Source organism: Aequorivita vladivostokensis (genome assembly GCF_000952855.1).
Taxonomy (GTDB): Bacteria; Bacteroidota; Bacteroidia; order Flavobacteriales; family Flavobacteriaceae; genus Aequorivita; species Aequorivita vladivostokensis.
Window position 1 is genome coordinate 70164 of the sequence record NZ_JSVU01000008.1, and the last position, 19323, is coordinate 89486.

Below are 19323 nucleotides of genomic sequence, written 5' to 3' on the forward strand. Positions count from 1 at the left end.
TTTTTTATTCTGAAGCCTTGACGAACAGTAGTACACTCCGCCATATTTCATTTTTCTCTTTCTTCTTAATTTCTCCAATAACCCCAAACTCCTAACTCATAACCCCTAACTCATAACTCCTAACTCATAACCCATAACTCATAACTCATAACTCATAACCCATAAACAATAACTCATAGTTCCAAAAACTACTGATTCTTCACCGGATGCAAATACAAAACCTGCCCAATGGACAAATCATTGCTTTTTAAACCATTGTATTTTTTTAAGGTTTCCACCGTAAGATTGAACCGTCGCGAAATGCTATAAAGCGTATCTCCGGCCTGCACTGAATATGTACCGATCTTGGACTCGTCCGGGTCCACGCTGCTGACCCTTTTCCCCAGCACGGCATCGTCATAAGCGGTGAGGTTATACCTTTCAATAATGCCTATAAGCTTGTCGGGGTATTTGGGATCCGTGGCATAACCCGCTTTTCGCAAGCCCTTTGCCCACCCTTTATAGTCATCTTTTCTTAGTTTGAATAAATCCTGATAGCGGCTGCGCTGCGTTAAAAAGAGGGAATGGTCCCTATAGGAATATTTGGGGTCGTTGTATTTTCTGAAACACTCGCCCCGTTCGTCATCGTCGTGATATACGCGATCGCCCTCCCATCCCGTATGGCACTTAATCCCGAAGTGATTGTTGGCTTTCATCGTAAGTTCGCCCGCTCCGGCACCGCTTTCCAAAATGCCCTGCGCCAAGGTGATACTTGCTGGAATTCCGTACTGTAGCATTTCTTCCTTGGCAATTTCGGCATACTCATTTATATAATTGGCCACGCGCTCGCTGTAGGGAATGTTTACGGGCACTACCACCACTTTGGGTTCCTCGGCCTTTGTGTCTTTCTCCTCAACAGTCTGGTTTACCCTGACCACGCGTTCGGTTTTATGTTTTTTACGGTATTTGGTCGCAGTTTTTTTTGATTTGCAACTGCTAAAACAAAGAATACTTGCAAGAAGAAGGATCGTAATTCTGCCAATCATGTTATTCAATTATAGGAAGGTTTTTCTTTTTCAATTTCTGGTTCATTCCCCGAATGCCCTGCAAGCCTCCGGTATGGATCGCAAAAATACGGCTATTTTCCCTGAAATGCCCCTTTTTTAGCAGATCCATGATTCCGAACATCATCTTTCCCGTATAGATAGGGTCCAGCGGGATATTCGTTTTTTCTTTGAACTCATTAATAAAACGCACCAATTCGATATCTATTTTTCCATAGCCGCCAAAACAATAGGCATCCGTAATACTATAATTTCTTTTGGAAGTGTATTTTTCAATTTCAGCTGTCTGAAAACTTCCTTTTAAGGCCGAAAACCCCAAAACTTGTTGGCTTTCACTTGAAGCTTTCACCAATCCGGCCATCGTACCCCCCGTGCCCACAGGAACACAGATATAGTCAAAGGAAATATCCGTTTCGCTTAAAATTTCCTCGCATCCTTTTACGGCTAAAGCATTGGTGCCACCTTCGGGAAGTAGGTAAAAATTTCCAAATTGGTGTCGTAAGTTATTTATGAATTGTTCCTCTTCCTTCTGTCTATAATCCTCCCGGGAAACAAAACACAGCTCCATTCCATAATCTCTGGCAAAGGAAAGTGTAGGGTTATCGACTATTTTACCTGACAGTTCCTCCCCGCGGATAATCCCAATGGTTTTAAAATGCAATTCCTTTCCCGCGGCCGCAACTGCCGCAATATGGTTTGAAAAAGCTCCCCCAAAGGTTAATAGGGTGTTGTGATCCTGCTCACGGGCCACTTCTAGGTTGTATTTCAGTTTTCGGAATTTGTTGCCCGAAACATACGGGTGGATTAAATCTTCACGTTTTACATATAGCTCACATCCCCTAATCTCAAAAAGGGAGCAGTCTATTTCGACCACGGAGGGATTCCCAAAAGTTAATTGCGCATCCATATGGTCAAAGATACAGGTTGGAACAGCAATAACTAATCCTGTTCTTGTATCTCTTACAAAATTCCTTCAAAATATTCCTACCAAAAAAACAAATAAGTAGGAAACAACTGATAATTAATAAGTTATTTCTTAAATTTTTTAACTTTTATCCTGAAAAATTTGCACTTTATCGAAATTATGTCATATTATTGTACCAATATTTTCAACAACCCCAAATCATGAAAATAAAAACACCTACGCTGTGGTCGGCTTTTGCGACCGCTCTTTTCTTGGCTCATAGCCTTTCCTACGCTCAAGTGGGGATAAATACTACCACACCCCACGGCATTCTTGACGTACACGGAAATAACCAAGGGCTTGTTCTTCCACGAATTGCCCTCACTTCTAAAACGGTTGCCGCTCCAGTTCTGAATCCACAAGGTGGCAGTATTGTTCCTGGCACCGTCATCTACAATACTGCCACAACTACTGGCACTAATGCTGTATTTCCCGGCATCTACGTGTGGACAGGTACGGAGTGGCAGAATAAATTCACAAAAAAGCAAACTCAAATTTATAAACAAACTAATTTTTTTCAACCGGCATCAAATGGAGGAGTCCAGAATGTGCCAGGCATGAGCCAAACTTTTACCCCTAAATACAGTGGACCATATAAAATGGAAGTAAGTGTTAATTTTGGTGGCGGGTATGTGGCCGATGCATCTCCGCAAATGGACATAGCCGCACAAATGGGCGATTTTGTTTTTACCATTAGTGGCACCCCCCCCATCACAATCCCTGCAAAAACAAATTGCACCCTCATGGGAACTCGATATTATGCCATTTGGCAACAAACTTTTATTATAGAATATATTAATCTGAATGCAAACACTCCTTATCCGTTCAATTTAACCTTCGATATGGCACCCGCACCGGGTTTTGATAATAGTGGAAACTCTGGTAATGGTCTGGGATATATTGGCATTCCCGACCACGTGCCCTGTTCAGTCGAATTTACTTATATAGGAAACTAATTGATTTAAAGTATGGATAGATATTACTTTTTATTTTATAAAAGCTTCTTTTTGCTTTTACTGACTCTCGGCTCTGCAAATGCGCAAATTGGTATTGGCACCACCACTCCCAAAGGCGCATTGGATATTGAAAGCACCCAATACGGGGTTGTGTATCCTAGCGTGGCGCTTACCGCAACTAATATAGTAGCTCCCGTGGTAAACCCAACTACAGATCCTTTGGAAGTAGGAACCACGGTATATAATACAAATACAACCAACAATGGATCTTTTGATGTGGAGCCGGGCATTTACTCATGGGATGGTAGTGTATGGGTACGACATTATTATAAACGACAAGTGCAGGGTTTTAAGCAAACTGGTGTTTTGCGAAGTAAATCCAGCGGATCCTTTCAGATAGTTCCAGGATTTTCCATTACTAATCCTAAAACTTTTTTTGCTAAATACACGGGCCTATATAAAATTGATTTAAAATTAAATTATGGCGGTGGCGCAATGATCGATAATGATGATGTAAATGTGGGCTTATTTGAAGGAAATTTTCGATTCACGTTTTCTGGTTCCACATCTTCACCCTATATTATTCGCGCGAAATCCTATTCCACATTCAATCAGCATATTGGAACTGCAGGCACTCAATTTAATAATATCTCTGCTCAAGTCTATAAAACCATTTATGTGAATTTAGTTGCGGGTACCGTATATACATTTTCATTGGAATTTGATCAATTTCCCGACCCTGATACCGATCTTACGGTAGGATACGTAAACAATGGCAATAGCGGTGGAGGAAATGGTGATGGCAGGGGTTATGTGGGTCAGGATATTCCCTGTATCATAGAGTTTACATACTTAAAGGAATAATAATAAAAATTTATTTATGAAACGCATCAAAAAAATAGGAATAAACTTAATATTTTTCCTTGCTTGGTCCTGGGGCAGTGCACAAATAGGTATTGGCACCGTGTCACCCAAAGGAATGTTAGATTTACAGAACAACAAATCCATGGGTCTGGTATTTCCTAAAGCTGCTTTAACAAGTACGAGCACGGCCGCTCCAGTGGTAAATCCAAATGGAGGAAACTTGGTAGCTGGGACTGCTATTTTTAACACCAACACTATTAATGATGTTTCGCCTGGTATATACGTGTGGGAGGGAACAAGATGGATACCTCAATACATGCGAGAGGATTATAAAATTTATGAACAAACACCATTACAACAAAGAATAGCACTCGGAAGCCTAGAATATAACGGACCAAGTTCAAATTGGGTGTATATAAATAATTTTGCTCCTGGAAATAATAGTTTTACCCCCATTTACAGCGGCACTTATAAGATCAAAGTGAATCAACAACTGGGCGCAGGCAAAATTAAACTTCCCGTGGATTCAAACAAAATTATGATGGCAACGCAGGAAGGTCTGTTTCGGTTTAACTTTAATGGAACCAATTATTTGACCTACTCCCACTCCTATTCCATGTATAACGCCGCCACGAATAACGGCACTTTCTACGAACAATTCCCGCATGACACCCAACTTACTCTTTATCTTAATCTAACTGCCGGGGTATCCTATCCCTTCACTTTGGAATTTGATATGGTCGTAGGCGAGGAGTTTGACGATCCCCAAGCCGGTCCCGGAATGGGGTATGTAGGAGTCGATAAACCCTGTACCGTTGAATTTACCTTTTTGGAATAAACTCCAACTTAAATCCATCCAACTAATAATCTCATTATGAAAAAAATCCTATTTCTTACTGTTCTGATGAACGCTGCTTTAATTATAGCTCAAACTCCTTGTAATAATGGATTTGTTAACATTGGTGGAACAAATTATCCCTGTGATGGGCTAAACCTCCAATCATTCATATCACTTTCATCGATGAATGCCACTAGTGGAAATGATTCTTGGGGATGGACAGATCCTCAAACCGGTAAGGAATATGCGTTGATGGGGGTGAATAATGGCACTGTCTTCATTGACATCTCGAATCCAACCAATCCAAAAAACTTAGGGAAATTGAAATCTCACAACAATTCAAGCAGCGCGTGGCGAGATATTAAAACTTATAACAACCATGCCTTCATAGTAAGCGAGGCTTCGGGTCACGGTATGCAAGTTTTTGATCTTACCCGTTTAAGAGGATTAGGCGCTAACGCAAGTCGCACTTTTACGGTAGATGCACATTATGGAGACTTCGGAAAATCTCACAATATTGTCATAAATGAAAACACCGGCTATGCTTATATTGTGGGGGCTAGTATCTTTAGTGGCGGACCACATTTTATTAACATCCAGAATCCCTCAAACCCTACCAATGCGGGAGGATATTCAGGAGATGGCTATACGCATGATGCCCAAGTAATAACATATAACGGCCCCGATCCTGATTACCAAGGAAGGGAAATTCTTATTGGAAGCAACGAAACAAAAGTGGTTATATTGGATATTACCAACAAAAACAATCCTGTTAAAATCTCTTCTCTTTCTTATGCCGACTTTAGTTATACTCACCAAGGATGGTTTACGGAGGATAAACGATATTTTATTTTAGGGGATGAACACGATGAAATGAGTGAGGGTTTTAATACCAGAACTTTAATATTTGATTTTACTGATCTAGACGCCCCCACCTTAAAATCTACCTACTATGGTCCAACTTCGGCAATCGATCACAACGGCTACGTCCGAAAAAACCGATTTTATCTTGCTAATTATGAAGCTGGTATTAGAATTATAAAAATTTCGGATATCGCAAATGGCAATATGACTGAAATTAATTCCTTTGATACATATCCGGCGGCCAACAGTGCTAATTTTCACGGAGCTTGGAATATTTATCCTTATTTCGAGAGTGGAAATCTATTGGTAAGTGATTATACGCGAGGATTTTTTCTATTAAAAGATCCAAACTATGACAATACAGATCCCATTGCTTTATGTAAAAATATTACCGCTACATTAACAAGCTCTGGCTCTGTAACAATTACCGCTAATATGTTAGACAACGGGTCAACCGATAATAAGGGTATTGTTAAAAAAACAATTAGTAAGAATATATTTACTTGCAACGACCTAGGACCCAACCTCGTTGAATTCACCGTAGAAGACGATTATGGGAATACATCCACCTGTACAGCAACCGTTACTGTAGTAGCCCCAACCACCCGCTACATTAGTGGCGCTTGGAATAATGGCATTCCGGGCCCCGGTTCCAATGCCCGTATAAGTCAGAATTACAATACTGCTACAAAAGGCAGCATAGAAGCCTGCACCTGTGAAGTGGATGCCAATAAAACGCTCACCGTGGCCGCAGACGACTATATCAACGTTACCAAAAATATTACCGTAAATGGTAACCTAATTGTTGAACATCAGGGCAACGTAGTTCAAACGGCCAGTAACGCCGTGGTTAACAACAATGGTGTAATCAATGTAAATTACACCACCCCATTTATGCTTCCCCGCGTGTTTTTGGTGATGGGAAGTCCAATGACCCTGGAAACTCGACAGAACGCCTTTGCAAATTCCTACCAGTTCCTAAACCATATAACGGAAAATTTCGTCCCCAATCCAGATGTGCAAAACCAATTTCCCGGAGCGGAAAACTTTGCCGACGATAATCGTGATGACTGGGCCAATTACTCTGGGGCAATTGTTCCCGGAACCGGATATATCTCCCGTCCACAATTGAACGGTAACGATGGCAACAGAACGTATGACATGACCTTCGAGCAGGGCACTCTAAATTCTGGCGACATCAATTTTACAGTCAAATACAATGGTAGCAGAAATAGCAGTCCAAACGTTTTGGCAAATCCCTATCCATCTGCTATTAGAGCCGTGGATTTTATAAATGCCAATTCAATGGTAAACGAAGTCTACTTTTGGAATCCAAATACTCCCCCAAGCTCATCCCTACCCGGCGCCTACTCAATGAATTTTAGTATGGAGGACATTTCTATGTATAACCTCTCGGGCGGTACCTACGCGCCTTCAGACCCCACGCAGACCCCTCCCAGCGGCTACATCTCCACTGGCCAGGGTTTCGGGATCAAAGCAACTGCCGCTGGCGTGGCCACCTTTAATAATAGCATGCGCGTTATTGGAAATAACAACACAGCCCCAAGACCAACCCAGGACGGGCTGGACCGTATTTGGATAAGTGTGCAAAATACAGAGTACAATATGGGCAACAACACCCTGATAGCCTTCTCTCCTTACGCCACTAACGGCCTGGATCTGGGCTATGACAGTAGAAGATTGGCCACGGTGCTCTCCCTCTATACACACTTGGAAGATGGGTCTGAAGAATTAGGCATACAGAGTCGTGAAACCTTTGAGGACGGGGCAAAAGTTCTTATGGGCTTCTCTTCCCTTTTGGACGAATACTTAGAATACTCTATATCGATAAAGGATTTCGAGGGAGCGAGCCTGGAAAACGCGACGGTTTTCTTAATAGATAACGCCCTGAATATTCGAACAAACCTTTCAGAACAAGACTATACTTTTAGAACAGAGAAGGGCACTTTTGATCAACGCTTTACGCTTCAGTTTAAGAGTAACGATATTTTGGGGGAAGAAACCGCTGGCCTTGATAATGTATCGGTATATCCAAACCCTACTACCAATATTCTCAATATTGTGTCTCCCGATGCCAAGGTGAACATTCTTGAAATATTCGACCTGAGTGGAAGAAGCCTTCGGAAAATAGATCTTTCCACTTCTACCCACTACCAGGTTGACCTTAGCAATCTGCAAAACGCAGTTTACTTGATTAAGATTGACACAGAAAAAGGTGCCGTTACAAAACAAATAATTAAACAATAAATCCCCACAATCATTATTCACTTAACCTAAAAAAGACCGTCCCAAGACGGTCTTTTTTTATACAGATCTTTTTGACCGATCTATGATGTCAAACGAATTATCCCTAATTGCATATATACTTTTCAATCATATACCGGGTAATGGGTTTCAGGGTTTTTCCTGTCTGTGGGTGCAGTCCATGACTACTGAAATATTCCAGTTCCCCCCTCTCTATTTTTGCCATAAGGCTATATGCCGTAGGTAAAAAACCTTTAGTCCCGCTTCGGTGGGACTTTTTTTATTGGAATAGACCTAGGACCGCTCAGATGAGTAATGTCCAGCCCTCGAATTTAAAGCAAGGGATAACTAAAACCCAATACAAGCACCTCACTTCCCTAAAACCCCAAAACCTCAACCCCCACCGCATTCGCGCTCTTAAAAAGATAATAGGTGCTGTCCACTTCCTGATAAAATTTCAGGCCCAATACGGCTATCTGCATTCCAACGACCTCAGGATCCTCAACACTCAGCTCTAAAGAAGTTGCACTATGCATCTTGTCAATATAAACGGGAGTACTGCTTCTTAATTTGTAGGTTAAGGTATCAAAATCAAAGTGCAGTAGCCCCAGGGTAAGTGCCAAATGCGTAGCACCGGCAGGAAAGCTTATATTTCTCACATCAAAATTTGTCATACTACACCTTCTACTCAGAAAATCATAATCAATGGACGCGCCCAGGACATCCATAACATTGCAGGCGGGCGTAAACATAAAACTGCGCAGAAGGTGGATCCCAAAAGAGGTTTCCAATCCCATGTCGACCTTTCTGTTGCCTCTAGTATTGTTGCAGTCCAAGGATTTTATCTTCGTAAATAAAGTCATCATACGACCGTGCAGCGACCCATCCTTTCGAATACATAAAAAAGGCGCCAACGAAAGTTTAAAAACCCTTTTAACCTTACTGCAATGGCCAAATTCATTTGCGTTTTCTCGGACACGGACCATAGTGGGCTTATTTTTATTGTCCATGCTATTAAATCCACCCCCGGCACTACGGGCTAAATCTCCTCCCGTGGAGGTCGAATAAAAATTTACATCCCCTATCGTGCCTTTCAATCGAATAATACCTGTTTGTCGTGCCATATACCTCAGTTTAATTTATCTAAGATAATATGAAAAAAGGCCTATTTTACATTATGATAAAATATTTAGCGTATATATAGTGTATATAAAGTATCTTTATAGCGTATGTATAGCGTGTCTATAGCGTATCAAAATCTATGAAAAAAGGTAAATTCCTTTAGTTCGATACCATTAAAATATCGAGAAAACTGTATCATCTAATTAGAAAGGGAAATGATCAAAAGAAATTAGAAACTAAACCCAAACACCCCAGTAACCCCAAAATCTCGGGCGTTTGGACTATCAAGATAGTTACCCCGGAAATTGAAGTCCAATCTAAAGACCCGGAAGATGTTGCCCACGCCCACACTCCATTCCCAATAAATTTCTTCGGGCGCCCGGTAAACTATATTTGAAGCGTTTAAATCTATATTCTCCTGCGAAATGGTTCCATACACCGCCCTAAATCCCACTACCTCCCGCAGGTCCAACTTCCGTAGCAATGGTATTCTTGAAAATATCCTTCCCCCAAAATTGTGCTGTAGGTGCAGCGATGCATAGGTATCGCTCACAAATTCATAATAATCCAATTGTGTAAAGGTATTATACAAACTAAAATACGTTTGGTTGCCCGGAATTGGATTCAACAAACTCAATGGTACGGCTCCAATGGTAGTACCCACCTCTACCGTAGAGAGCAAGCGTCCCACCCCTCCAATATTCCAAGGTTGGGTGTAAAGGGCCTGTAACTTTTTATATTCAAAATCGCCGCCCATTACGTCTTTCAGACCATAACTATATCCTGCATAGAAAGAAGGAAAATCCCCATCATTGATGATCGTGCGTTCCACCCCGTACCCAGAAGTTTTCCTGCCCGGAGCGTATAGAAACCCCAACTGTATTTCGGCCTGCTTTAGCTCACTTTTCACTTCCCCTGTAAAAACACCGTCTTCCATAACTTTATAATCTATGCTGAAAGTGTCCGTGGCAGATTTCAGGGTGCGATACGAACCCGTAAGACGTAAGATGAAATTCTTCCACGGTTCAATATCAAAACCTATCGTGCTCAGGTTTATCCGCGATAGCCTGTCATTAGACCCCACTGATAGCAACGACGAGGAGGCGAGACTTCGGCCCAAAACATCGTTACTATTGGTAAGACTGGCACCCGTTTGTTCTACATCCCGACGGTTGCCACCAAATACCGTAAGTCTCGATTTTCTGTCTAACAGCCACTTTCCTGAAATCCCGTATTTAAAGCGATTGTCCTTAAATCCATAGGCCCCAAAACCTTCCAGTCGCCAAGGGTCGTTCTGCCCGAAATAGGTCCTTCCCCCTAAACGGATACGCAGGCCCTCGGCCTCATTGAAACCAAAAATTGAAAATACCGGCCCCACGTCAAAATTGTCTATTTCGTAATAACCGCTGGCCAGGGTAGCGCCCACATTGTAAAGCGCCTTAAAGCGCCTGACTGTCTTTAAGGTATCCAGCATTTTATAAACTCCCTTCTCATCCTTGCTCAGCTTTTCCATGCGGTTCTCGTCCCAAAACTCATCCGGACGATTGTACACCTCATAATTATATGGATCTACCTGCTCGGCGTAAAACTTCTTGTCTTTTGGAATGTTGAAAACATAATTGTCATATAGCGTGGTACGTTTCCCATAAATCCCCTTGGCCTCCTCCTTTTTCCTAAAACTGAAATCACTCATAAAATAATCTCGCGTAATTAGAAAGATGGAATCGTTCAACACGTCAAACTCCTGTTCAATATATACATCCCGCACCCAGTTTAGGTTGGCACTCTTGGATGCTTGCAGATTTATCTCCTTAATGGCCCAGGTGGTATCATTTACCCAAAAATCGCCTTTAAATGTAAGTTCGTTTTTTCGGCGGGGATAATAAACTATATTATAGCACCATTTGTTATCACGGTATGCACTGTCGCGCAATACATAATTATATACATCTATGCCCGTACGCGATAGCGGACTGGTAAAGGCTTTGTCAAAAAATTTGAGGTAGTTGTCGTAAACGTCATATTCGCTGTAAAGATCCTTTACAAAAGCAATAAGCGTTTGGTTATTCTCAAAACCTGAGTTTTTATTTCCCTGTAGCACTTCCTTCTCTTCGGAAAGCAAATTGTCGCCATACACTTTGGAAGCGGCCTCATTGATAAAAATAGGCAAGTATGTATTTCCTGTAACCTTTGAAGTATCGGTCTGGTCAAAAATGAATTCCATCCCTTTAAAAATCCTGCTTTTAATCAGGGCACTGTCTATGGTATTTAGATCAAACTCCAGCTTTTCATATTTATCATACTGATACTGCTTGAATTTTTTTACCCCATTCTCCCTTCGGTTTTCCCAAATTTTCCGAAGTATGTCGAGGGCAGGATTGTTCTTTTTTGAAGTTTTCCCGGTGTAAACCACCACCTCATCCAGGGCATCCGCGCTCTCCTCCATTACCACCTCCATATTATAGGTACTTCGTGAGCTAAGTTCTATTTCTTCAGTGGTGTAGCCAATGAATGAAAATATTACCGACTTGTAGGTCTTGTTGCTTTCCAAATAAAAGCGTCCATTTTCGTCAGAAATAGTACCTTCCTGCGAATCCTTAAAAATAACATTGGCAAAGGCCACAGGATAGCCCGTTGGGTCTTTAATAACACCGCTTACCTTGGTTTGGGAAAAAATTGAAGAAGTAATCAAGAAAAATAGCAAAAAAGGAAATAGCTTCATGGAGTTCAAATACTTCTATTTAATCGGAATTTTTCCTGTTATTATATTTTTCTCTGTTTACATGGTTTTCAGCGCTTTGCGGCTTTGCGGCTTGGCGAGCAACTTTATTTTCACGCAAAGGCGCAAAGACGCGAAGTTGTAGACTGAATACTGGGACTGACTACTGAATACTATTCTTTATAGAGTACTTTTTTTACGGCTTTTATTACATCCTCGCTATTCGGCAACCATTCCTCCAGTAAAACAGGGGAGTAGGGCGCGGGAGTATCGGCAGTATTTATCTTTACAATCGGAGCGTCCAGATAATCAAAAACGTGTTTTTGCACCTGATAGGTTATCTCGGTGGAAACGTTGCCGAAAGGCCACGCCTCTTCCAAAATCACTAAGCGGTTGGTCTTCTTTACCGATTCAAAAATTGCTTCGTAATCCAACGGACGTACGGTACGCAAGTCGATTATTTCACACTCGATACCATCCTCGGCCAGCGCTTCTGCCGCCTTATAGGCTTCTTTTATAATTTTTCCGAATGAAACAATGGTTACATCGCTCCCTTTTCGCTTTATATCCGCAACCCCAATCGGGATTAAATATTCACCTTCGGGCACTTCATCCTTATCGCCATACATTTGCTCGCTTTCCATAAAAATTACGGGGTCGTCATCGCGGATGGCACTTTTCAGCAATCCTTTTGCATCGGCAGGATTACTTGGCACCACTACTTTTAGACCCGGACAATTGGCATACCAGCTTTCAAACGCCTGGCTATGCGTAGCGGCAAGTTGACCTGCAGAAGCCGTTGGCCCACGGAAAACGATCGGGATATTAAACTGTCCGCCGCTCATCTGGCGCATTTTGGCAGCGTTATTTATTATTTGGTCAATCGCCACCAACGAAAAGTTAAATGTCATAAACTCCACGATCGGCCTGTTACCGTTCATCGCAGATCCTACGGCTATACCTGAAAATCCCATTTCGGAAATTGGCGTATCAATAACCCGCTTTGGGCCAAATTCATCCAGCATTCCCTTACTGGCTTTGTATGCGCCATTGTATTCGGCCACTTCCTCCCCCATTAAATATATAGATTCGTCGCGACGCATTTCCTCGCTCATCGCCTCGGCTATTGCCTCTCTGAATTGTAGTGTTTTCATTGGTATAAATTGAAATGTAAATAACATAACTCCGATAGCTATCGGAATAAGGACAGCAAAAATACTATAATTACTATCTGTTTAGGTAGTAATTCTTCACTTTTAACCAAAATTTATTATGCGCGCATAACAAAAAAAGTCAAAATTATCCGTAACTTCGCACACGAGCAATTTAAAACATTTTCAGTTTTTTTATTGTGAAATTACAACCCAAAAAATTTCAAATATAAAATGCCCCCAGTATCAATACTAAATTGAGCGAAGATGTAGATTGGGGCATTACATCTTCCTACTTATCAAATATATTTAAAAGATGAAAATATTAGTCTGTATAAGTCACGTACCGGACACCACCTCCAAAATTAATTTTACCGATGGCGATACCAAGTTTGATACAAACGGGGTGCAATTCGTAATCAACCCAAACGACGAGTTTGGCCTTACACGCGCTATGTGGTTTAAGGAAAAACAAGGCGCTACCGTACATGTGGTAAACGTGGGCGGTGCCGAAACCGAGCCTACACTTCGCAAGGCCTTGGCCATTGGCGCTGATGAAGCCATACGTGTAAACACTGCAGCAACCGATGGTTTTTCGGTCGCAAAACAATTGGCGAACGTTGCAAAAGAAGGCAGTTACGATTTAATAATCGGGGGACGGGAGTCCATCGATTACAACGGCGGGATGGTTCCGGGAATGCTCGCTAAACTTATTGGCGCAAACTTCGTAAATACCTGTATCGGCCTTGAAGTGGAAGGCGACAAAGCCACCGCAATCCGCGAAATTGACGGGGGGAAGGAAACCCTTAAAACATCACTGCCATTGGTAATTGGCGGCCAGAAAGGTTTGGTTGAGGAAAGCGATCTTCGCATCCCGAACATGCGCGGCATCATGCAGGCCCGCACCAAACCGCTGAACGCAAAGGAACCCGTTGATGCAAATGCCGAAACAAATACAGTATCATTCCAAAAACCCGCTCCCAAAGGCGCCGTAAAATTGGTCGATACCGTAGATGAATTGGTAAACCTGCTCCACAATGAAGCAAAAGTAATTTAATACGCCTTATTTTTCGCAAATCTCAAAAAACAAAATAGTTTGAAACAATTCCACTTTGATTTTTGGAATTTGGATTTTGCGATTTGGAATTTTAAAGGCTAACGTCTAACGTCTAAAATCTAACATCTAATGTCTATTATAGTTTATACCGAATCAGAAGAAGGAAAAATAAAGAAAATCGCCCTGGAAGCAGTTTCTTATGCAAAGGGTATCGCAGACCAAATGGGAACTTCCGTTACTGCTATTACCGTAAATGCAAATGATACTTCCGAATTGGGCAAATACGGCGCCTCAAAAGTACTGGAGGTTTCCAACGATAAATTAAAAAAATTCAACGCCGAAGCCTATGCTGATGCCATTGCACAGGCTGCCAAAAAAGAGGATGCCAAGGTAATCGTACTCTCTACCAGTGCCAACGACAAATTCCTCGCCCCCTTGTTGGCGGTAAACCTCAATGCAGGCTATGTGCCCAATGTAGTGGCCCTGCCGGAAAGCACTTCCCCGTTTAAGGTAAAGCACAGTGTTTTCACAAATAAAGCATTTGCCACCACCGAAATTAAAACAGATATTAAAATTATTGGACTGGGGAAAAACTCATACGGGTTAAAAGAAGACGAAACTTCGGCTGCAACAGAAGCTTTTTCACCAAATCTCGACGCCCACGATTTTGATATGGAAATTGTTTCCGTAGATAAAGCAACCGACAAAGTAACCATCGCCGATGCCGAAATAGTGGTTTCCGGCGGCCGTGGCCTCAAGGGTCCAGAAAACTGGGGAATGATTGAAGACCTTGCCAAAACATTGGGCGCGGCCACCGCTTGCTCCAAACCTGTGAGCGACATGGGCTGGAGACCGCATAGCGAGCACGTTGGGCAAACGGGTAAACCCGTAGCGTCAAATCTATACATCGCCATTGGTATTTCCGGTGCCATCCAGCATTTGGCAGGTATCAACGCTTCAAAAGTTAAAGTAGTTATCAACAACGATCCTGAGGCTCCTTTCTTTAAGGCCGCAGACTACGGCATAGTGGGCGATGCTTTTGAAATAGTACCGAAACTCACCGAAAAATTAAAGGAATTTAAAGCGCAGAACGCATAATTTTTTATTAATTTGTGCCCCGAAAAAGGCTGTTTAAATCTAGGAAACACCCTCTATTTAAACAGCTTTTTCTTATTTTTATACTTTAATGACAATCTCGTTGCCAAAAAACTTGAAACCTGTCACCCTAAGTCCGTCGCAGGGCGGGAATTTGAAACCTCGATAATGAGTTTAGTAAAACTGACCATAAAAGGAATATCCTACAGCCAAACGCAAAATGGCGCCTATGCCCTTATTTTGAATGAGGTGGATGGCGAACGGAAACTCCCTATCGTCATCGGCGCTTTTGAAGCTCAGTCCATTGCCATCGCCCTGGAAAAAGACATAACCCCTCCACGACCCCTTACACACGACCTTTTTAAGAATTTCGCTGATCGTTTTGAAATTGTCATCAAGCAGATAATTATCCACAAATTAGTGGACGGCGTTTTTTACTCCAGCATCATTTGCGAACGCGACAAGATTGAAGAAATTATCGACGCCCGTACTAGCGATGCCATTGCCTTGGCACTTCGGTTTAAGGCACCTATTTTTACCTATAAAAATATTTTGGACAAGGCAGGGATTTATCTGAAAACATCTGCCTCCAAAAAATCGCTTTCAAAAAAAGAAGAAGCTGTTATTGAAAATTTGATTTTAGGGGAAGACAAGGAATCAGTCAAGCCTACGGGCCAAGATTACACAAAATTTAGCCTGAGTGAACTGAACAAAATGTTGGAGGACGCCGTAAAAAGCGAAAATTACGAGAAGGCGGCAAGTATCCGCGATGAGATTTCAAAAAGAGAATAGATTCATTTATCGATTTTTAAAATTTAAAATATAGTCCCCTGGGCGAGCCTGCACCGAGCGCAGTCAAAGTGTCAAAGGGTCGGAGTTTAAAAAGAATATGCAAAAATTCACACTCGTAGCCATTGTGCTATTTTTCTTCGGAAACACCTTCGCGCAAAGCATTGAAAAAACGTGGCAATTTTCAGAAGTAAAGGACGAGAACGGCCTCTCTCTTCTAAACATCAATCCCGAAAAAGATTTCCTGAAACTCGATAACGGCTTGTTTGAATATCAAGTGGCTAGCGACAGTCTTGTTTCCAAGGGCGATTATATGTTCCAGAATAATTTGCTGGTTCTTTTTTTCAATAAGCCCGCGGACAGCATTAGAAGATTTCGGGTAGAACAGGTTACCGACAGCAGCCTCACCCTTTCGGAAAACAATTATAAGTATCAGTTAAAAACGCCCGGCCTTCAAAACGTTTCTGCTCTGGAGACGGTTGCAAAAACTTCAGAAATAATTCCCAGTCAAGGATTTTCCTTTCAAAGCCTATGGCGCGGGGTCTTGGGTATGGTTTCGCTTTTGATTATCGCCTTCCTCTTCAGTTCAAATCGCAGGGCCATTAATTGGAAAACCGTAGGTATTGGCCTAGCCTTCCAATTGTTGATCGCCATTGGGGTTTTAAAAGTAGATTTTATAAAAAGTGGCTTTGAAGGTGTGGGACAATTGTTCGTAAACGTGCTGGACTATACCAAGGCGGGAAGCGAATTTCTCTTTGGCGGAATGCTGGATATAAACTCCTTCGGTTTCATCTTTGCCTTTCAGGTTTTACCCACCATTATCTTTTTCTCCGCCCTTACCTCGGTACTTTTTTACTTCGGAATCATTCAAGTAGTCGTAAAAGGAATGGGCTGGCTGCTCACGAAACTTTTGAATATTTCCGGTGCAGAAAGCCTTAGCGTGGCGGGAAATATCTTTTTGGGCCAAACGGAAGCGCCACTTCTCATTAAGGCCTATTTGGAAAAAATGAACAAGAGCGAAATGCTGCTTGTGATGATAGGCGGCATGGCTACTGTTGCGGGTGCGGTACTCGCTGCCTATATCGGCTTTTTGGGCGGCGACGACCCCGAACTTCGGTTGACCTTTGCCAAGCACCTTTTGGCCGCCTCGGTAATGGCAGCCCCGGGCGCTATCGTCATTTCAAAAATTTTGTACCCCCAGACCGAACCCATCAATACCGATGTGAAAGTTTCCTCAGAAAAAATTGGATCCAACTTTTTGGACGCAATCGCAAATGGAACTACTGAAGGCCTGCGGCTTGCGGTAAACGTAGGCGCCATGTTGCTGGTTTTTGTGGCGTTCATCGCCATGCTCAACGGAATATTGGGCTGGGTGGGCGAAGTAACTTCAGTTAATGAATGGGTGGCTGCAAACTCCGCCTATCAAAGCCTTTCACTTGAGGCAATTCTCGGAACTATTTTCGCTCCGCTTATGTGGCTTATAGGTGTTGCCAAGGAAGATATGTTAATGATGGGCCAATTATTGGGAATTAAACTAGCGGCCAGTGAATTTGTGGGCTACATCCAGCTGGCAGAACTGAAAAACGTTACCAATGAGCTTCATCTTAATTATGAAAAGAGCATCATTATGGCAACCTACATGCTTTGTGGATTTGCAAATTTCGCTTCTATCGGTATTCAAATTGGAGGAATTGGCTCCCTAGCGCCCGGACAGCGAAAAACCCTTTCAAAATTTGGAATGAAAGCCTTGATTGGCGGGACGATCGCTTCGTTAATTTCCGCAACCATCGCAGGAATGATAATTGGCTAATAGGCTCCTATCACGGTCTCTGCCCAATCGGCAGCTTCGTCAATACTTTTAAAGTAACTAAAGGCTCCCTTAAAAAGGCCTTGTTCTTCCATAGCCTCAAACTTTACGTCCTCATTGTTGGAAACTATCGCAATCCCCACCACCGATTTGGAACTTGCCTTTTCATAAACTATAGGATTAACCGTTTTGGCCATTTCCCGGTTGGAGATTACCACACATTTTCTACCCCGATAATGGGAATCTATAATTTTGGTAAGTTCCTCAGCCTCCTCCAGGTCATAGAAATCTGAATTAAAGTGAAAGACCGCGTACAAAGGATAGCACTCCAATATACCCGTTGATAACTCGTACTGTTTTTCCATTGGTCAAGGATTTCGAAATAAAATTAAATAAAATTTTAACATAATTTTAAAATCGTTGATAACTTATTTAAAAGCATTTCGCAAATAATTTGAGCATCCCCTTCCCTATTAGTATTTTAGACCGATAATTTATTTTTTTTGAAATGAAACAATACCACGACCTTCTAAAGCACGTAATGGAAAACGGCAGCGTAAAGCAAGACCGCACCGGCACCGGCACCAAGAGCGTTTTTGGCTACCAAATGCGGTTTGATTTAAGTGAAGGCTTCCCCATGGTCACCACTAAAAAACTACACCTGAAATCAATTATTTATGAACTCTTGTGGTTTTTAAATGGCGATACAAATGTGAAATATTTGCAGGAAAATGGGGTACGCATCTGGAACGAATGGGCCGATGAAAATGGCGACCTTGGCCCCGTTTACGGTCACCAATGGCGAAACTGGAACAGCGAGGAAATCGATCAGATTTCAGAAATAATAAAAACCCTAAAAACCAATCCGGACAGCCGCCGAATGCTGGTTAGCGCCTGGAATCCCAGCGTATTGCCCGATACCTCAAAACCATTTGCCGAAAACGTGGCCAATGGCAAAGCGGCGCTTCCACCCTGCCATGCCTTTTTCCAATTTTATGTTGCCGACGGAAAATTATCTTGCCAACTCTACCAGCGCAGTGCCGATATCTTTCTGGGCGTGCCTTTTAATATTGCTTCCTATGCCCTATTGACGATGATGATGGCGCAGGTTTGCGGCTACCAAGCCGGTGATTTTGTCCACACCTTTGGCGATGCCCATATTTACAGCAACCATTTTGAACAGGTGGAACTCCAGCTATCGCGCCAGCCACGCCCGTTGCCAAAAATGTTGCTCAATCCAGAAGTAAAAGATATATTTGGCTTCACTTTTGATGACTTTACGCTTGTGGACTACAATCCGCATCCGCACATAAAAGGCGCTGTTGCCATTTAAACTAAACTTAATTCCTCAAAATGAAAAACCTATTTATTGCCTTCTGCATACTTTTCTCAACTTCAGTTTTCGCCCAACAAGAATGGGGCGACGTTCAAAAAAATAAGGTAACCCTTAAGGAGATTGCCCCTATCTGGCCCGGATGTGAAAAGGGAAGTGCGGCTGAGCGCGACAATTGTTTCAACAATAAACTGGCTACCCACATTGCCCAAAATTTTAAATATCCGCCGGAAGCCTACAAGAAAAATGAGCAGGGAAGAGTAATTGTAGAGTTCATTATCAATGAACAAGGATTGGTTGAGGTAAAAAATGTTACCGGAGGCACCAAAGAATTGCAGGAAGAAGCCAAACGAAATATTATGGCAATCCCGAAAATGGCAAAACCCGGAATGATGGGAGGCAAACCGCGGCCCATAAAATTTACGGTTCCTTTTACCTTTAAAACCGGGAAATAAG

16 protein-coding genes are annotated in these 19323 nt (G+C 42.3%); 10 read left to right on the plus strand and 6 right to left on the minus strand.

The genetic code is table 11. From position 1 onward, the window contains the following. Positions 1-188: 188 nt before the first annotated feature. Positions 189-1025, minus strand: a complete 837-nt coding sequence (locus MB09_RS12150; RefSeq protein ID WP_045081193.1) for a glucosaminidase domain-containing protein — start codon at positions 1023-1025, stop codon at positions 189-191. A gap of 1 nt (position 1026) precedes the next feature. Beyond that, the gene (locus tag MB09_RS12155; RefSeq protein WP_084709111.1) at positions 1027-1950 is read right to left on the minus strand and encodes a 1-aminocyclopropane-1-carboxylate deaminase/D-cysteine desulfhydrase; all 924 of its coding nucleotides are present in this window, start codon (positions 1948-1950) and stop codon (positions 1027-1029) included. 218 nt (positions 1951-2168) lie between these two features. Between MB09_RS12155 and MB09_RS15585 the strand changes: the two genes are divergently transcribed. Genes MB09_RS15585 through MB09_RS16595 form a run of 4 tightly spaced genes read left to right on the plus strand, consistent with a single transcriptional unit; the run spans position 2169 to position 7797 of the window. Then, positions 2169-2963 (plus strand): hypothetical protein, encoded by a 795-nt coding sequence (locus tag MB09_RS15585; RefSeq protein WP_052671378.1) that lies wholly within the window; start codon positions 2169-2171, stop codon positions 2961-2963. Positions 2964-2975: 12 nt separating this feature from the next. Beyond that, positions 2976-3827 carry a hypothetical protein gene (locus tag MB09_RS12165; protein WP_045081194.1) on the plus strand — a complete coding sequence of 284 codons (852 nt, stop codon included), beginning with the start codon at positions 2976-2978 and terminating at the stop codon, positions 3825-3827. Between the two features lie 16 nt (positions 3828-3843). Next, positions 3844-4665, plus strand: a complete 822-nt coding sequence (locus tag MB09_RS12170) for a hypothetical protein (protein ID WP_045081195.1) — start codon at positions 3844-3846, stop codon at positions 4663-4665. A gap of 36 nt (positions 4666-4701) precedes the next feature. Further along, the gene (locus MB09_RS16595; protein ID WP_084709113.1) at positions 4702-7797 is read left to right on the plus strand and encodes a choice-of-anchor B family protein; all 3096 of its coding nucleotides are present in this window, start codon (positions 4702-4704) and stop codon (positions 7795-7797) included. A gap of 374 nt (positions 7798-8171) precedes the next feature. Here the strand turns inward: MB09_RS16595 and MB09_RS12180 are convergent, their stop codons facing one another. The 3 genes from MB09_RS12180 to MB09_RS12190 all read right to left on the minus strand — a co-directional run bounded on the left by MB09_RS12180 (position 8172) and on the right by MB09_RS12190 (position 12789). Then, positions 8172-8918: a hypothetical protein gene (locus tag MB09_RS12180; protein ID WP_045081196.1), complete on the minus strand. Its 747-nt coding sequence runs from the start codon at positions 8916-8918 to the stop codon at positions 8172-8174. Positions 8919-9145: 227 nt separating this feature from the next. Next, the gene (locus MB09_RS12185) at positions 9146-11638 is read right to left on the minus strand and encodes a DUF5686 and carboxypeptidase-like regulatory domain-containing protein (RefSeq protein ID WP_045081197.1); all 2493 of its coding nucleotides are present in this window, start codon (positions 11636-11638) and stop codon (positions 9146-9148) included. Between the two features lie 170 nt (positions 11639-11808). Next, complete coding sequence (locus MB09_RS12190) at positions 11809-12789, minus strand: pyruvate dehydrogenase complex E1 component subunit beta (protein WP_045081285.1); 981 nt, start codon at positions 12787-12789, stop codon at positions 11809-11811. 313 nt (positions 12790-13102) lie between these two features. Here MB09_RS12190 and MB09_RS12195 point away from each other — a divergent pair, with 313 nt between their 5' ends. The 4 genes from MB09_RS12195 (at position 13103) to MB09_RS12210 (ending at position 17537) form a co-directional block, all read left to right on the plus strand. Continuing rightward, entirely contained in the window at positions 13103-13843 is a 741-nt protein-coding gene (locus MB09_RS12195; RefSeq protein ID WP_045081198.1) for an electron transfer flavoprotein subunit beta/FixA family protein, read from the plus strand. A gap of 129 nt (positions 13844-13972) precedes the next feature. Beyond that, entirely contained in the window at positions 13973-14941 is a 969-nt protein-coding gene (locus MB09_RS12200; protein ID WP_045081199.1) for an electron transfer flavoprotein subunit alpha/FixB family protein, read from the plus strand. A gap of 165 nt (positions 14942-15106) precedes the next feature. Beyond that, positions 15107-15730, plus strand: a complete 624-nt coding sequence (locus tag MB09_RS12205) for a bifunctional nuclease family protein (protein WP_045081286.1) — start codon at positions 15107-15109, stop codon at positions 15728-15730. A gap of 97 nt (positions 15731-15827) precedes the next feature. Beyond that, a complete protein-coding gene (locus MB09_RS12210) occupies positions 15828-17537 on the plus strand; it encodes a NupC/NupG family nucleoside CNT transporter (RefSeq protein WP_045081200.1) in 1710 nt (569 codons plus the stop codon). On the opposite strand, the gene MB09_RS12215 is transcribed toward MB09_RS12210, so the two are convergent. Continuing rightward, the gene (locus MB09_RS12215) at positions 17534-17899 is read right to left on the minus strand and encodes a hypothetical protein (RefSeq protein WP_045081201.1); all 366 of its coding nucleotides are present in this window, start codon (positions 17897-17899) and stop codon (positions 17534-17536) included. The two genes, MB09_RS12210 and MB09_RS12215, sit on opposite strands and share 4 nt — an antisense overlap. Before the next feature lie 143 nt (positions 17900-18042). On the opposite strand from MB09_RS12215, the gene MB09_RS12220 reads away from it, so the two are divergent. Both MB09_RS12220 and MB09_RS12225 read left to right on the plus strand, forming a co-directional pair. Next, on the plus strand, positions 18043-18867 hold the full coding sequence (locus tag MB09_RS12220) for a thymidylate synthase (RefSeq protein WP_045081202.1): 825 nt from the start codon (positions 18043-18045) through the stop codon (positions 18865-18867). Between the two features lie 20 nt (positions 18868-18887). Beyond that, a complete protein-coding gene (locus MB09_RS12225; protein WP_045081203.1) occupies positions 18888-19322 on the plus strand; it encodes an energy transducer TonB in 435 nt (144 codons plus the stop codon). Position 19323 lies beyond the last annotated feature (1 nt).

What these genes read in the sequence shown, in the direction of transcription:
- MB09_RS12150 (WP_045081193.1), bottom strand. Translation starts at nt 1,025, where the DNA reads ATGATTGGCAGAATTACGATCCTTCTTCTTGCAAGTATTCTTTGTTTT.
- MB09_RS12155 (WP_084709111.1), bottom strand. Translation starts at nt 1,950, where the DNA reads ATGGATGCGCAATTAACTTTTGGGAATCCCTCCGTGGTCGAAATAGAC.
- MB09_RS15585 (WP_052671378.1), top strand. Translation starts at nt 2,169, where the DNA reads ATGAAAATAAAAACACCTACGCTGTGGTCGGCTTTTGCGACCGCTCTT.
- MB09_RS12165 (WP_045081194.1), top strand. Translation starts at nt 2,976, where the DNA reads ATGGATAGATATTACTTTTTATTTTATAAAAGCTTCTTTTTGCTTTTA.
- MB09_RS12170 (WP_045081195.1), top strand. Translation starts at nt 3,844, where the DNA reads ATGAAACGCATCAAAAAAATAGGAATAAACTTAATATTTTTCCTTGCT.
- MB09_RS16595 (WP_084709113.1), top strand. Translation starts at nt 4,702, where the DNA reads ATGAAAAAAATCCTATTTCTTACTGTTCTGATGAACGCTGCTTTAATT.
- MB09_RS12180 (WP_045081196.1), bottom strand. Translation starts at nt 8,918, where the DNA reads ATGGCACGACAAACAGGTATTATTCGATTGAAAGGCACGATAGGGGAT.
- MB09_RS12185 (WP_045081197.1), bottom strand. Translation starts at nt 11,638, where the DNA reads ATGAAGCTATTTCCTTTTTTGCTATTTTTCTTGATTACTTCTTCAATT.
- MB09_RS12190 (WP_045081285.1), bottom strand. Translation starts at nt 12,789, where the DNA reads ATGAAAACACTACAATTCAGAGAGGCAATAGCCGAGGCGATGAGCGAG.
- MB09_RS12195 (WP_045081198.1), top strand. Translation starts at nt 13,103, where the DNA reads ATGAAAATATTAGTCTGTATAAGTCACGTACCGGACACCACCTCCAAA.
- MB09_RS12200 (WP_045081199.1), top strand. Translation starts at nt 13,973, where the DNA reads ATGTCTATTATAGTTTATACCGAATCAGAAGAAGGAAAAATAAAGAAA.
- MB09_RS12205 (WP_045081286.1), top strand. Translation starts at nt 15,107, where the DNA reads ATGAGTTTAGTAAAACTGACCATAAAAGGAATATCCTACAGCCAAACG.
- MB09_RS12210 (WP_045081200.1), top strand. Translation starts at nt 15,828, where the DNA reads ATGCAAAAATTCACACTCGTAGCCATTGTGCTATTTTTCTTCGGAAAC.
- MB09_RS12215 (WP_045081201.1), bottom strand. Translation starts at nt 17,899, where the DNA reads ATGGAAAAACAGTACGAGTTATCAACGGGTATATTGGAGTGCTATCCT.
- MB09_RS12220 (WP_045081202.1), top strand. Translation starts at nt 18,043, where the DNA reads ATGAAACAATACCACGACCTTCTAAAGCACGTAATGGAAAACGGCAGC.
- MB09_RS12225 (WP_045081203.1), top strand. Translation starts at nt 18,888, where the DNA reads ATGAAAAACCTATTTATTGCCTTCTGCATACTTTTCTCAACTTCAGTT.